Raw genomic sequence first — 14466 nt, forward strand, 5'->3', positions numbered from 1 at the left:
AAGGAGAAAGACGAGAGGTCCGTGAGCGTGCAGCGCAAATGGATTGACCGGTTCGTTCCCGGAATCGGCGTCGCGCTGGAATACGACCGCTCGTGGCTGCGCTCCGATCTGGTGGCCGGAGCGGCCTTGTTCACCTTGCTCATCCCGGCGGGGATGGCCTACGCCGAAGCCGCCGGGCTGCCGCCGGTCACCGGTCTTTATGCCACGATCATCCCGCTGCTGGCCTATGCGGTCTTCGGCCCGTCCAAAGTGCTGGTGATCGGGCCGGACTCGTCGCTGGCCCCGATGATCGCCGCGGCAGTGCTGCCGCTCGCCGTGGACGACACGGACCGGGCCGTTGCCCTGGCCGGACTGCTCGCCATCCTCACCGGCCTCATTCTCATCGTCGGGCGCGCCCTGAACCTGGGCTTCGTCACCGGACTGCTGTCCAAACCTGTCCGGGTCGGTTACCTGAACGGCATCGCCCTGGTGGTCTTCGCCAGCCAACTGCCGAAACTCATGGGAGTCTCCGGATCGGCCGAATCAACGTGGGACCACTTCGGGCAGGTGCTGAACGCCGTTGCCGCCGGAGGCATCAACGCTACGGCGTTCCTGATCGGGCTGGCCTCCCTCGTGGCCATCGGCATTCCCAAACTGCTGCATTGGAAGTTTCCGGGCATTGTTGTGGCCGTGGCCGGCTCCATGATTGCGACGGCGGTGCTGGGGCTCACCGACGTCGTGCCCGTCGTTGGTGCCCTGCCCCAGGGGCTTCCTGCTCCTGCACTGTCCGGGCTGCAGCCGTCGGATCTTGCGTCGCTGATCGGACCCGCGGCCGGGATTGCCCTGATCGCGTTCGCGGACACCGGTGTGCTGTCCCGGACGCTGGCCGACCGTTATGGCTACCGGGTGGACGGCAGCCAGGAAATGGGTGCCCTGGGGGTAGCCAACCTTGCCGGCGGCGTCCTGGGCGGATTCCCGATCAGCGCCAGCACCTCACGTACGCCGGTCTCGATCGAGGCCGGCGCCCGCACCCAGTTGGCAGGTTTCGTGGCGGCCCTGCTGGTGGCGGTCTTTATGCTGTTGGCACCGGGCCTGATGGCGTTCCTGCCCTCCAGCACGCTGGCCGCCGTCGTGATCGCCGCCGTCGCCTCGATTGTGGATATCAAGACCTTGGTGCGGCTGGCCCGGATGAGCCGGACCGAAACGGTGCTGCTCATTGCGGCCTTCCTCGGCGTTGTTTTCGTGGGAGTGCTCCAAGGCATTGCCATCGCGGTCGGGCTGGCTTTGCTGGCCTTTGTGCGGCAGGCCTGGAGCCCCTACCGGACGGAACTGGTGAAGGTAGGCGACGTGCCGGGATTCCACGACATCGACAGGCACCCTGAGGGGGAACGGATTCCGGGGCTGGTCATCGCCCGCTTCGACGCGCCGCTGTTCTTTGCCAACAGCACCCTGTTCAGCGACTACATCAGAGGCCTGGTGGCCGAGGCTCCGGAGCCTGTCCTCATGGTCATTGTGGCCGCCGAACCGATCACCGGCCTGGACACCACGGCCACCGATACCTTGGTCGAACTGGACAAGCACCTGGAGCAGGAGGGTATCGATCTGGTGTTTGCCGAGATGAAGGGGCCGGTCAAGGACCGACTGGTGAAGTTCGGGGTGGGCAGCCGGTTCGGGCCGGACCATTTCTTTCCGACAACCAATAACGCGGTCAAGGCCTACAAAGGGGACCTGGACGACTAGCGTACTCACCAGAGGTGATGGCATGGCTATGAGGCAATCGACGAGCGTCCGGCCAGTGCTGCCGGTGTTTTGCGCGGCGGTCCTGGCCGGGGCGTTGGTGCTCTCCGGCTGCAGCCCGCCGACAGAATTGCCGCAGGCCGGCACCTCGATTCCGTCCGCGGCGCCGGCCACGAAGCCAGCAGACGGGACCTCGGTGCATTTCACCGCGGCAGGCGACTTCGGCGCCAATGAGCACACCAAAGCGGTCCTGGCCGAAACCGCCCGGCTGCAGCCGGACCTGAGCCTGGCCCTGGGCGACTTCTCCTACGGCGAGACGGCCAGCGAGCGCGACTGGTGCCGTCTGGTCACCGACGCAGTCGGGCCGGAGCATCCCTTCGAGCTCATTTCCGGCAACCACGAGAGCGACGGCGCAGACGGCGACATCGCCGAGTTCGTCCGCTGCCTGCCCAACCGGCTGCCCGGGCTGGTCGGAACCTACGGGCGCCAGTGGTACGTGGACGTGCCGCAGCAGGACCCGGTCCTCCGGCTGATCATGATCTCTCCCGGTCTGCAATTCCCCGATTCCAGCGACACCGACTACACGGCAGGCAGCCCGCAGTACCGCTGGACGGCGGAGGCGATCGACTCCGCGCGGTCCGCCGGCATCCCCTGGGTAGTGGTGGGTGCGCACAAGCCGTGCCACAGCCTGGGCAGGTACGGCTGCGGCCTGGGCCAGGACATGACCAACCTGCTGGTGCAGAAGAAGGTGGATCTGGTGCTGCACGGCCACGAGCACTTCTACCAGCGCACCGTCCAGCTCGGCCTGGGGCCGGGCTGCCCCTCGCTGGCCGCGGGCGCTGCCCTTAACGCCTGCATCCGGGACAAGTCAGGTCCGTTCGATGCCGGGGCCGGCACCGTGTTCGCCACGGTCGGCACCGGCGGCAAGGAACTGCGCAACCTGAACCTGCAGGATCCGGAAGCGCCGTATTTCGCTGCCTACTCCGCCGAAAACGTCGAACCGACATACGGGGTACTGGACGTGCATGTGACCCGGACAGCACTGTCCGCCGCGTTTGTCCCGGCCGCCGGAAACGGCTTCCGCGACCAGTTCACCCTGCGCCGGCGCTGACAGTTCTCCTGCGGGAGATGCTAGGTCGGCGGGCCGGCCGCCAGGTAGTTGTGCACGCCGACGAAAGTGGTATCCCCGAAATGCAGACCCTCGTCGGCGGCGATTGGGTCGACGTGGTCCCGGTAGAAGGCGTCGAACTGTTCCCGGCTCTCCCAGACGTCCGTGATGCGGATGCCGGGGCGGGTGCTGGCCACCCAGTGGAACAGCCTGCCTGCAGGAGCCGAACCTCCCGGCGTCGAATGCAGTCTTCGGATCACCTCGTCATACTGCGCCAAGGTTGCTTCCGGAAACTCCACGATGGCAGCGATCGCCATGATGGCCTCCTTATGTTGTTGCTGATACGGACGGCTACTGTTCCGGCTGCGGTATCGGCTGCTCTGGAGCGAGCTTCTTCGCCACTTCGGCCAGGATGGCGCCGTCGGCCTCGACATAATTGCCCTCGGCGTCGAACGCGCTGGACGCGTAGGTGGTGGCCACGGCGATCGACAGCTTCTCGGGGGGCAGGTAGCCGGCCGCCGCTCCGGCGCCGGCGAAGAGCTTGTCCTGGGTGATCCAAGGCCCGCGCAGGATGACGCCAAGGCCGTAGGACGCCGCCTCGGTGTTCGCCCGGCAGGCTGCGCAGCCGGGCACCTCCTTGCCGAATCCTGCCAGTTCCGGTGACACCTGGGCGCTGTGTGAGGCGCTCGAGAGCAAGGTGCCCTCCCCCACTGCGGCTATGGACGTGGCCACGTCCGCGATATCGGAGACCTGGACGGCACCGCCGGCGGTGGTCCACGAGGGATTCCAGAAGGTGGCTTCTTCGTAGAAGGGCGTGCCTGCCGGGATGTCCAAGGCCTGGCGGCGCTCGGAGGTGAAGCTGTGCAGCACCGGTTCGGGCACTACCGGCGTGGCCAGGCTCTGCGTCTGCGTCAGCTTCAGCGGGTCGATGATGTAGGTCCGCATCAGCTGGTCCATGGAGACGCCCGAAGCCTTCTCCAGCACCCGGGCCAGGATGGCGTAGTCGGTGTGCGAATAGCCCCAGTTGGTGCCGGGCTCGAACATCATCGGTTTCGACGTCCCGATCCGGATCAGTTCGTCGGTGGTCCACTGCTGGAACGGATTACGGGAGATCCCGTCCAGGATCTCGGGCTGGTAGACATAGTCCGCATAGCCGGCGGTCATGTTGGCGAGCATCTTCAAGGTGACCGCGTCGGCGTGGGGCAGATCGGGATAATACTGCGAGAGCTTGTCATGCAAATGCAGCTTCTGGTCGTCCACCAGCTTGAGCAGGATGGTGCTCATGTAAGTAAAGGCTACGGCACCGTTGCGGAAGTGCATCTGCGGCGTGGCGGCCACTCCGGTCATGGTTTCGCCGGCGGCACCCTCGTAGAGGACCTGGCCGTCCTTGGTCGCCCGCACGATGAGCGCGGCGAGGTTGTGCCGGGACAATAAGGAACGCAGGAGTTTGTCCATCTCTGCCTGCTGCTCCCCGCCGCCGGAAGCCGATTCCGGATCCGACTGCCGGCTCGGTTGTTCCGCCGTCTGCGACACGGCCGTGGGCGTCCGGTCCGGCGACACAGTGCCGGGCCCGGCGGAACCGGTTACCACAATGAGCGTGGCGGCAGCGCCCAGTCCCAGGACCGTGCGCCAGGGATGTGACCAGAGGAAATCTCCCATGGATGTAGCTCCTTACTCGTACGGGCCGGGCGGGCCGGGCTCATCGGAGTGGTTCCATTCCCGCCGGACCGGCGTACACCTGCCTGGCGACGGCGCGGGCGATGGTGGTGGCCGGGCTGCGGCCGTCCGGGGCCGGGGTGAGGTTGGCCCAGACCACCAACGTGACATGGTTGGCCGGATCATAGCCGGCGAAGGTGCTGAAGCCCGGCAGTTCGCCGGCGTGGCCGTAGAGCCCACCGAACTTGGCCAGGGCCAGGCCGTACCGGGCAATGCCCAAGGTGCCGGCGGCCGGTGATTCGGTGCTGGCCAGCCGGGTGCGCTGCTGGCGGGCGTTCAGCAGCTTCCCGGCCGCCAGTGCCCGGGCCCAGGTGGCCAGGTCCGCGGCGCTGGAGACCCCGGCGCCGGCGGCCCAGATCCAGGATGGGTTCAACGCCGTGACGTCGCCCGGTTTCAGCGATCCGGCCCGGGCCCGCTGCTGCAGGAAGGCCGGGAGTCCCTGGCTGTACAGCGTCTCAGTGTTGGTGCCGTACATGTAGCCTTGCGGATGTGGTGCGGGGATGCCGCCTGACTCCGCGGCGGGGAACATACTGTCCTTCATTCCCAACGGGGTGAACAGGCGGTCCTGGAAGATCCGGGCCAGCGGCTTGCCGTCCAGCTTTTCGGCAATCAGGCCGAGCAGGATGGCGTTGGTGTTGGAGTAGTAGAACCCATTGTCCGGCGCAAAGTAGGGTCGCTGGGTCCAGGCCAGGGCCAGCAGGTCCGCCGGCGCCCAGACCCTGCCCGGCCGGGCGTCGATCGCCTCATTCAGCTCGGGGGTCTCACTGTAGCTGTACAGTCCGCTGCGCATGTCCAGCAGTTGGGCAATGGTGATCTTCCTGCCGTTGGGCACGCCGCGGCGGTACTTCGAGACCGGGTCATCCAGTTTCAACTTGCCTTCCTGGACGAGTTGGAGGATCACGGTGCCGGTCCAGGTCTTGGTGATGGAGCCAATCCGGATATGGTCCGCCAGGCCGACCGGAGTGGTTCCGCGGTAGGTCCTGGTTCCGTAGGCGTAGCTGAACTCCCCCGCGGGCGTCTGCACCAGGACGACGGCGCCGGGCACCATCAGCTCGGCGGCCAGGGACCTGACCGTCTTCTGCAGGGCGCGTGCGTCCAGCGGTCGCAGCGCCGGGTTGCGGGGAACCGCGGTGGCCGTGGGCTTGGCCGTGGGCGCCGTCAGGACGGGGGCCGGGAACGGGACAGACGCCGCCGTCGCGGGGGCTGTGGCCGAGGGCGTCGCGGATGCGCCGGCAGCTGACGCCGGCATCCCCGCCGCCGTGGCGGACGGCAGCACGGAGCCGGCAGGTACGGGCGCCGTCGTCGTGCACGCACACAGCAGCACGCAGGACACCGCCGCCAGCGCGCCGGAGAATGCCGTGCTGCGGCCTCTGGGACTCCCCCTCTGTCCGGACGCAGTGCGTGGACCCCGGTACGCCGTCACTGTCCGGCCGGGCGCGTCTCTGGGTTCATCACTGGTGAAGCGTCCCATGGTTGCTCCAGTGCTGCGCACAGCACGTCGAAGGGCACTGCGTAGCTGCCATGATGGCACAGGAGCCTCGTCACTGTCTGCTGGATCCATTCACCGCCGGTGCCGCGGCACCGCGCCCCGGCGACGCCACCCAGCACGGCACGGGCCAACGCCGCCTCATATGGGTAGGCCATCACCCCAGGACGGTGTCCTGGCTCCCGTCCGACGGCGTGGGATCCGGCAAACGCATCATCCGGAACGAGTTCACCAAACCGATCAGCGTGGCGAGCAACGGAATGAGAAGCGCCACTTGGAGAGCGAGCGGCCGGGCCTCGGTGTTGATGCGGATGATTTCGTCCCGGATCTGCGGCGGTTGATCAACGAGCAACTGCTCAAGCTGGGAATTGCTCATCACTTGCGCGTCCTCCTCGAGCACCTGGGCGACCTGCTGCTGTTCGGCCGGCGGGAGCACGTCGCTCTGCTCCGCCATGGTGGTGAACGTGGTAGCAAGCGTGGCCAGCATGATCGCGCCGGCGAAGGCCAGACCGAATGACAGCCCAAAGGAGCCGGCCGCGGAGTTCACCCCGGCGGCCTCGCTGACTCGTTCCTCCGAGATCGGTGCAAGGGTGTAGTTGTTGAGCTGGGACACCAGCAAGCCCAGTCCCGAGCCGACCAGCACCAGCGGGCCAACGAGGTACCAGCCGGAGTCTGCGCGCGGCACGATGAAGATGAGGAATCCCATCCCAATGGCGGCCAGCAGGAACCCCCACCGGATGATGGCGGCCGCCCGCCGGTTTCCCGCCTTCTTCCCGGCGAGCAGCGCTACGCCGAACATGGTCAGCGAGAGCGGGGCCAGCGACAGCCCCGCCTGCATAGCGTTGTACTCGAGCACCATCTGCAGGTAGATCGGCAGCGCGATCATGATGCCGCCCAAGGAGATCTGCTGCAGCATTTGCCCGGAGATGCCCAGACGGTAGCCCTTGGCTTTGAAAAGGTCGGGATCCAGCAGGACTGTCCTGCTTTGACGTTTGCGCGAGACCAGCCAGTAGGCCAGCAGGGCCATCGCGATAGCGCCAATGGCAAACAGCAGGCCGACAGCTTCGCCACCCTCCTGCCAGGCCAGGATGCTTAGCACCAGGCCGCCCATGCCCAGGATCGAGAACAAGGCGCCGATCAGGTCCAGGCTGCGAGGTCCCTCATATGCCACATCATGCACGAGTTTGATGCCGGACAGCACGACCGCGATGACAACGACCTCGAACAGGAACGCGATCCGCCAGGACAGGTAGGTAGTGATGAAGCCGCCGAGCAGCGGTCCCACGGCGGCGGCAATCGCCGCTGCCGCCCCGACCAGGGCATACGCCTTCCGCTGGGCGGGTCCTTCGAAATTGCCATGGACCAAGGACTGCATGGCGGGCAGCAGCAGCGATGCGCCGAGCCCACCGATAATCGCCCAGAACACGATGACAGCGGTGAGGCTCTGGGCGAGCGCCATCGCCAAGGCCCCGATTGCGTAACCGCACAGCCCCAGGATGTAGGCCTTCTTCCGCCCGATCAGGTCTCCGACCTTGCTGCCGATCAGGATGAACGCCGCGGAGACCAATGCCTCCAAGGCGATTGCGGACTGGACACCGCTGACCGTGGTGCCCAAGTCCCGCGTCACCGCCGAAATCGAGACGTTCATAATTGACGTATCAACGACCAGCACGAACATCGCCATGGACAGCAAGAGGGCGAGCAGCCGCTCGCTCCTGCTCTGCTGGCGCTCGCCCGCACTGCTACCCGCAGTAGTCATATCCGCAGCCTAGGCTTTGCCCGGGCATGGGTGATCATCTGAAATAGGTGAGATGTGGGACTGCTCGAAACCGTTTCCGGGAAAACCCCGATTCGGAGAACACGGCCATCCGGAACGTCGGATCCGTATCGAAAGTACTGGCCTTTGCCAGCCACCATGATGGTGGAGCTGAGGGGACTCGAACCCCTGACCCCCTGCATGCCATGCAGGTGCGCTACCAGCTGCGCCACAGCCCCTTACCGGAGACGGACATCCCTAAAGAGTGCCTCGTCAGTGGAGCTGAGGGGACTCGAACCCCTGACCCCCTGCATGCCATGCAGGTGCGCTACCAGCTGCGCCACAGCCCCGTTTCCGGATCGCTTTCCTCGAAAGCAACTTGAATATTCTAGACAGACTTCCGCGCGGATTCCAAATCGAGGTGGCCCACCGCGTGGCGGAGCGGATTTGGGTGCTGGGCCACGCCCTGGATTGGGCCTCCCCGCCCGTCTTTAGCTTTCACGCCATCTGCTGACCTGCGCGGATGCCGGCACCCGATTTCGCTGCTGGGCAGGAGGGCCCGCCCGGGCCCGTCGGGCGGGACGGGACAGCCACCGGCACCGCCCGGTCGCCGTCGCCCGGTCGCCGTCGCCCTCGCCCTCGCCCTCGCCCTCGCCCTCGCCCTTAAACAGCAAAGCAGCCGGACCCCGGAGGGGCCGGCTGCTCGACCGGCAGCCGCCAACGGCGGCCGCCATACTAGGCGCCTGGGCTCACTCCGCTTCCGCGGCCTGGGCCGGCGCCTCTTCCAACTGCAGGTCGATGGCCGGGCAGTCCTTCCACAGCCGCTCGAGGGCATAGAAGACCCGGTCCTCCTCGTGCTGGACGTGGATCACCACTTCGGCATAGTCCAGCAGCACCCACCGGCCTTCGGAACGGCCCTCGCGGCGCACCGGGCGCAGGTCCTGCTTGTGGAGTTCCTCCTCGATACCGTCCACGATCGCATTCACCTGGCGTTCGTTCGGCGCCGAGGCGATCAGGAACACGTCGGTGATGGCCAGCCGGTCGCTGACATCGATGGCGACAATGTCCCGGGCGATCTTGGCTGAGGCCGCTTTGGCTGCGGCGCGGGCAATTTCAATGGATTTTTCGGTGGCGGTCACGGGACTCCTTTGTGGTGGCTGCCGGCGGCATGAGAGGTAATGGCCGCAACTGCTGTGTCAGTTGCTCAATCCGATGATCATCATGATCAGGCCAAGGGCGAAAGCCAGTCCGCCCATGGCCAGGGCACCAATGACCAGCAGCCGGTCCCGATTGGCCTTAGCCAGTCCGGCTGTGCGTGCGTCCAGTGGTTCCAGCCCGTGTGCGCGGGTCGCCCGCAGCGGCTGGACGTCGCCTGCCACGACGGCGGCAGACAGAACCTCCCGGCGGCGCGTGGACGGGGTCTGGCTCCGCCGGGTCGCCGGTGCTTCGGTTGCCCGGGCGGTCGGCGCTTCAGTACGCCGGGACGTCGGAACCGCGTCCCGCCGGGTCGCCGGCGCTTCGGGTCGCTCAGTGCGGCGCGCCGGGGCATCGGCGCGGCGCGTCGGCGCGGCTTCGCTTCGCCGCGTGGCCGGCGCGGCAGAGCGCCGGGAGGAGGCCGCACCGGCGGCCGGAGGCACGACGACGGCCGCAGGCGGCACTGTGCCGGCTGCCGGCGGCACGGCGGAGGTACCTCCGGCTGCCGCTTCGGCCTTGGCAAGCAACCGCGAGCGGGCGCCAGATGCCGGGGCCGGCCGGGCCGGCGACGTCGGGCCGGCGGCCGCAGGTTTGGCTGCGGACCGGACCACGGACACGGGTTCCGTGGCAGGAGCGGCCGAGGGCTTGGGGGCCGGCTTCACGGTGGTAACCGACTCGGTGCGCCGCGCCGTGTTGGTACTGCTGTCGGGCCTGGCCTGGGCTGCGCGAACGGCCCCCAGGTCCGGTCCGGACTTTGCGGCCGGGGCCGCCTTGGGCACCGCCACGGTCCTGGGCACGCTCCGGCTGGGCTGCTCCTTCGCAGGCGGCGTTGATCCGGACTGCGGTGTGGCAGCGGCCGGCCTTGATGCTCCCCTGGTACCGGCAGGCTGGGCGGGAGTCGGATCGGTGGCTACCGGCACGTAGGTGGTCACGGCCGGCCGCATCACCTGGCGGTCGCTGCCAGGCAGCGTCACGAATTCCATCGGTGCCGAGACCGGATCCCGCCGGGCTGCGGGCTTATCTGCGGCCGGCCCGCCCTGCTTGGTTTCCTGGCTCAGCCGCAGTTTGTCCGCGGCCCTGCGGTTGAGGATCGCGGCCCGTTCAGCCAGCGCCTTCTGTTCGGCGAGCAGCTTCAGGTCCACCTTGCTGGGATCCTGAGCGGCCTCGGCCTCGATCATGCTGGCCAGGTCGGCAGCGTGGCCCAGCACCTCTTCGCGGGCGGCCAGGGCCTCGTCGGCGGACAACGCTTCCACGGCTGCATCGGCAGCGGGACCGGACCGCCGGCGTTCGCGCCGGTCCCGGCGTCCGCTCTGCACAGCAGACCGGTCAGGCTTCCGGACTGCATCCGGCACAGCCGCGGCCGGCGCGGCGGGCTGTTCCGCAGCGGCGACAGGGGCGGGCCTGCTTGCTGCGGTCGGGGCCGGCGTCGGCGCAGGCGCTTCAGCTGCCGTCGGCGTCCTGCCCTGTTCGCGTTCCAGTTGCTGCATCCGGAGCTGGCGCCTGGTCGGCATAGGCGCGGAGGCGGGCTCGATCTTGGGCAGGGCGCCGGTCAGCGCGTTGTACGTCTGGCGCGCCTCCCGGTCGCGGGCGCGCGCCTGGGATGCGCGTTCGGCCGAACCGGAGGAAGTTCCCGTCCCGGCGTCGGCACGGGACGTTCCGGCGGTGCGGGACGGGGCCGGAACGGCGTCGAAAGACTTGGGAGTCTCAACCGCCAGCTGGCCGCGCTGCTCCGAGCCTGTAGCCGGCGCACGGCGTGCCTGCAAGCGGGCCTCTCGGCGGCTCCGCGGCGGCTGGGATTCCTGGCTCATGAACTACTTCTACCCCGTACTGTGATCTTCTCGGCGGTGCTAATTCGACTCCGCCGCACCCATAGCTACCGGGCGGTAAAGTCGATGTTTGGCTATGTACTGTACTACGCCGTCCGGCACCAGGTACCAGACGGGATGGTCGTGTTCGACCCGCTCGCGGCAATCCGTCGATGAGATGGCCAGTGCAGGCACCTCGAGCAGGCTGACATCGTCCCGGCCCAGGTTGTTCAGGACATGGCCCGGACGGGTGACCCCCACGAAATGGGCCAGCGACCACAGTTCGTCCATGTCCTTCCACGACACGATCTGCGCCATAGCGTCCGCACCGGTGATGAAGAAAAGCTCAGCGTCCGGCCGGGCCGCCCGCAGATCCCGCAGGGTATCGATGGTATACGTCTGGCCCGGCCGGTCGATGTCGACCCGGCTCACGGTGAAGCGCGGGTTCGATGCCGTGGCGATGACGGTCATCAGATACCGGTGTTCGGCGGGGCTGACGTCCCGGTCGGACTTCTGCCATGGCTGTCCGGTCGGGACGAAAACCACCTCGTCCAAATCAAACACGGCGGCGACTTCGCTGGCAGCGACCAGGTGGCCGTGATGGATGGGATCGAAGGTCCCGCCCATCACGCCGAGCCGGAACTTACGCCCCGGTCCGGCCGCGCTGGCAGGAGCGTTGAACGGGCCCATGGGGCCGTTCAGTGCTTGGCGCCGAAGCCCGGGTGCTTGGCCGGATGCTGGCGGTGGGGATCTGCGTGTTCCTCGACTGCCGGGTGCCGCTGTCCCACACTCCGGAAAGCGATGGTGGCGAACATCAGGAGCAGGAAAACCGCAAAGATCCCGCCTCCAACGAGGAACGGGGACACGGTTTCAACGTGGGCTTCGCCGGCCGCTTCGGCGGCGGCAAGGACCTGGGTCAGCATAGTTCTCCCTGAACAATTATCATCCGGCGGCACCTGCCGCACGGTAAAAATAAATCAGTCCCATGTTACGCGGTTCCCGGCTGGATCCGAATTCCGCAACACCGCAGAACACGAGCCTGACCGCCGAGGGCCCCGCCGCGAGCGAAGCGAGTGGTGGGAGGCGGTTAGGCGCTGACCGCCGAGGCCCCGCCGCGAGCGAAGCGAGTGGTGGGAGGCGGTTAGGCGCTACCTGCGGATCTGGCCGTCGCCCTGCACAATCCACTTGGTGGTGGTCAGTTCCTGCAGTCCCATGGGTCCGCGGGCATGCATCTTCTGGGTGGAAATCCCCACCTCGGCACCGAGCCCGAGTTCGCCGCCGTCGGTGAAGCGCGTCGACGCATTGACAATCACCGCCGCCGAGTCGATCTCCGCGATGAACTTCTCGGAGTTCGCCAGGTCATTGGTAATGATTGCCTCGGTGTGGCCGGTGGTCCATTTGCGGATGTGGTCGATGGCCTCGTCCATGGAGTCCACCATGGCCACGGCCAAGTCCAGGTCCATGTATTCGCGGCCCCAGTCCTCGTCGGTGGCCGGCTGCCCCTGCGCGTCCCCGGGCAGCAGGGCCGCCACCCGGTTGTCCACATGCAGCCGGACCCCGGCGGCCGCCAATGCGGCGAGCACGGCGGGGGCGGCGGGGGCCTCGGAGTGGACCAGCAGGGTTTCCACGGTGTTGCAGACCGAGGGACGCTGCGTCTTGGCATTGAGCAGGATGTCCACGGCCATCTGCTCGCTGGCGGACTTGTCCAGGAAAATGTGGACATTGCCCTCGCCGGTTTCGATCACGGGAACCTTGGCATTGGTGACGACGGTCTGGATCAGGTCGTGGCCGCCGCGGGGAATGAGCACGTCCACCCGGCCGCGCGCCTGCATCAGGACGCTGGCGCCCTCCCGGCCGTATTCATCCACGGTCTGCACGGCGTCCGCAGGCAGACCAACCCGGTCCAGGGCATCCCGGATGATGCCGATCAGGGCGGCGTTGGTGTGTGCCGCGGCGCTGCCGCCGCGCAGGATGACCGCGTTGCCGCTCTTGAGCGCAAGCCCCGCGATGTCCACGGTCACGTTGGGACGGGCCTCGTAGATCGCCGCGACCACGCCCATCGGGACGTGGACCTGGCGCAGGCGCAGGCCGTTGGGCAGGGTCTGGCCGCGCTCCACCGTGCCCACCGGGTCCGGCAGGCCGGCCAGGTTGCGCAGGGCGGCGGCCAGACCGTCGATCCGGCCCGGATCCAGGCTCAGGCGGTCCAGCAGGGCGGCACTGGTGCCATTGCTGCGCCCGGCTTCCAGATCCTGCCTGTTGGCGGCGATGACAAGGTCCTGCTTGGCCACCAGCGACTCGGCAATCTGCAGCAGTGCCCGGTCCTTCCACGCCCGGTTCGCGCGGGCCAGCAGCCGGGAGGCCGTACGGGCCCGGTCCGCGATGGCGTGGACAGCCGCGGTGACGTCACGCGGGGCAGCGCCTGCCTCGGGTACGGTGGCTCCGTCAGTAGTCTGGGGTACGGCTGTCTCAGTCATACCTTCGATATTACAAGGCGGCGCCCGGCCAGGGCGTACCGGCCGCCACCGTTACAGGACCACCAGGTCGTCCACGTGGACCACTTCACGCTCATACTGGCGGCCGAGGCTGGAGGCCAGTTCCTTCGTGGAACGGCCGAGCATCCGCGGCAGTTCGTAGGAGGAGAAGTTCACCAGCCCGCGCGCGATGACCTGGCCCTCCGCGTCGGCCAACTCCACTGGGTCACCGGGCTCGAAGTCCCCCTTGACCGAGGTGATGCCCGCCGGCAGCAGCGACCGGTGGCGTTCGCGCACGGCCTTCACCGCGCCGTCGTCCAGGATGAGCCGCCCCTGGATGGAGGCCAGATGGGCGAGCCAGAGCAGCCGGGGCGTGCGGCGCGAGCCGTTGATGCTGAACCAGGTGCCCACGTCCTCGCCCGCCAGCGCCGCCGCGGCATTGGCGGTGGAGGTCACCAGGGCGGGGATCCCCGAGCCGGCGGCGATGTTCGCAGCCTCGACCTTGGTCACCATGCCACCGGTGCCGACGCCGGCCTTGCCGCTGCTGCCGATGTTCGCCTGGGCCAGGTCCGCGGGACCAGTGACCAGCGGGATCCGGATCCCGCCGGCCTGCGGCGGACGGTCGTAGATCGCGTCCACGTCGGAGAGCAGCACCATCGCATCGGCCTTGACCAGATGCGCCACCAGAGCGGCCAGGCGGTCATTGTCGCCGAACCGGATCTCGTGCGTGGCCACCGTATCGTTTTCGTTGACCACCGGCACGACGCCAAGGTGCAGCAGCCGGTTCAGCGCGCGGTAGGCATTGGCGTACTGCTGGCGCCGCATCAGGTCCTCGGCGGTGAGCAGGACCTGGCTCACCGTGACGCCGTGGGCGCCGAAGGCCTGGGTGTACCGTGCCATGAGCAGGCCCTGCCCCACGCTGGCCGCGGCCTGCTGGGTGGCCAGGTCGCGGGGCCGGCGGCCCAGGCCCAGCGGCGCCAGGCCCGCGGCGATCGCGCCGGAAGAGACCAGGATGAGCTCGCTGCCGGCATTCCGGCGCTCGGCCAGCACGTCCACCAGCGCCAGCAGCGCCTCTTCGGAGATGCCGCCGGCCAGCGAGGTCAGCGAGGACGAGCCAACCTTGACCACCAGGCGCTTGGCGGTCCGCAGCAGCCCGCGGTCCGCCCGCACCGGCTTCTTCGCCGAGGCCCGGTCCCGGGCCTGCGCGGTGCCGA

General features: G+C 68.0%; 13 protein-coding genes and 2 tRNA genes. 2 read left to right on the forward strand and 13 right to left on the reverse strand.

The features are described 5' to 3' along the window. Positions 1-21: 21 nt before the first annotated feature. The gene (locus tag LVY72_RS21035; protein WP_237826188.1) at positions 22-1719 is read left to right on the forward strand and encodes a SulP family inorganic anion transporter; all 1698 of its coding nucleotides are present in this window, start codon (positions 22-24) and stop codon (positions 1717-1719) included. A gap of 22 nt (positions 1720-1741) precedes the next feature. After that, a complete protein-coding gene (locus tag LVY72_RS21040; protein ID WP_237826191.1) occupies positions 1742-2827 on the forward strand; it encodes a metallophosphoesterase in 1086 nt (361 codons plus the stop codon). A gap of 20 nt (positions 2828-2847) precedes the next feature. Here LVY72_RS21040 and LVY72_RS21045 read toward each other — a convergent pair whose 3' ends face one another. From LVY72_RS21045 to proB, 13 genes are all read right to left on the reverse strand, one after another. Beyond that, positions 2848-3141, reverse strand: coding sequence for a hypothetical protein (locus tag LVY72_RS21045; protein WP_237826192.1), 294 nt, complete (start codon positions 3139-3141; stop codon positions 2848-2850). A 34-nt stretch (positions 3142-3175) separates the two neighbouring features. Beyond that, positions 3176-4483 (reverse strand): serine hydrolase domain-containing protein, encoded by a 1308-nt coding sequence (locus tag LVY72_RS21050; protein WP_237826193.1) that lies wholly within the window; start codon positions 4481-4483, stop codon positions 3176-3178. Positions 4484-4523: 40 nt separating this feature from the next. Further along, positions 4524-5789, reverse strand: coding sequence for a serine hydrolase domain-containing protein (locus tag LVY72_RS21055; RefSeq protein ID WP_237826194.1), 1266 nt, complete (start codon positions 5787-5789; stop codon positions 4524-4526). A 170-nt stretch (positions 5790-5959) separates the two neighbouring features. After that, positions 5960-6187: a hypothetical protein gene (locus LVY72_RS21060; protein WP_237826196.1), complete on the reverse strand. Its 228-nt coding sequence runs from the start codon at positions 6185-6187 to the stop codon at positions 5960-5962. Then, positions 6184-7785, reverse strand: a complete 1602-nt coding sequence (locus LVY72_RS21065; protein WP_237826197.1) for an MFS transporter — start codon at positions 7783-7785, stop codon at positions 6184-6186. Before LVY72_RS21065 ends, LVY72_RS21060 begins: the two co-directional genes overlap by 4 nt. Before the next feature lie 160 nt (positions 7786-7945). Then, positions 7946-8021: transfer RNA gene (locus tag LVY72_RS21070), tRNA-Ala, on the reverse strand. Positions 8022-8059: 38 nt separating this feature from the next. After that, positions 8060-8132 (reverse strand) — tRNA-Ala (locus tag LVY72_RS21075). 399 nt (positions 8133-8531) lie between these two features. Next, positions 8532-8921 (reverse strand): ribosome silencing factor, encoded by a 390-nt coding sequence (gene rsfS, locus LVY72_RS21080; protein ID WP_237826202.1) that lies wholly within the window; start codon positions 8919-8921, stop codon positions 8532-8534. 57 nt (positions 8922-8978) lie between these two features. Then, complete coding sequence (locus LVY72_RS21085) at positions 8979-10784, reverse strand: hypothetical protein (protein ID WP_237826203.1); 1806 nt, start codon at positions 10782-10784, stop codon at positions 8979-8981. A gap of 39 nt (positions 10785-10823) precedes the next feature. Beyond that, positions 10824-11471: a nicotinate-nucleotide adenylyltransferase gene (gene nadD / locus LVY72_RS21090; protein WP_269092769.1), complete on the reverse strand. Its 648-nt coding sequence runs from the start codon at positions 11469-11471 to the stop codon at positions 10824-10826. An 8-nt stretch (positions 11472-11479) separates the two neighbouring features. Further along, positions 11480-11704 carry a hypothetical protein gene (locus LVY72_RS21095; protein ID WP_237826204.1) on the reverse strand — a complete coding sequence of 75 codons (225 nt, stop codon included), beginning with the start codon at positions 11702-11704 and terminating at the stop codon, positions 11480-11482. Positions 11705-11929: 225 nt separating this feature from the next. Continuing rightward, positions 11930-13255: a glutamate-5-semialdehyde dehydrogenase gene (locus tag LVY72_RS21100; protein WP_237826208.1), complete on the reverse strand. Its 1326-nt coding sequence runs from the start codon at positions 13253-13255 to the stop codon at positions 11930-11932. Positions 13256-13306: 51 nt separating this feature from the next. Beyond that, positions 13307-14404, reverse strand: coding sequence for a glutamate 5-kinase (proB, locus tag LVY72_RS21105; RefSeq protein WP_308190854.1), 1098 nt, complete (start codon positions 14402-14404; stop codon positions 13307-13309). Between the last annotated feature and the right edge of the window lie 62 nt (positions 14405-14466).

The organism is Arthrobacter hankyongi (assembly GCF_022012395.1).
Taxonomy (GTDB): Bacteria; Actinomycetota; Actinomycetes; order Actinomycetales; family Micrococcaceae; genus Crystallibacter; species Crystallibacter hankyongi.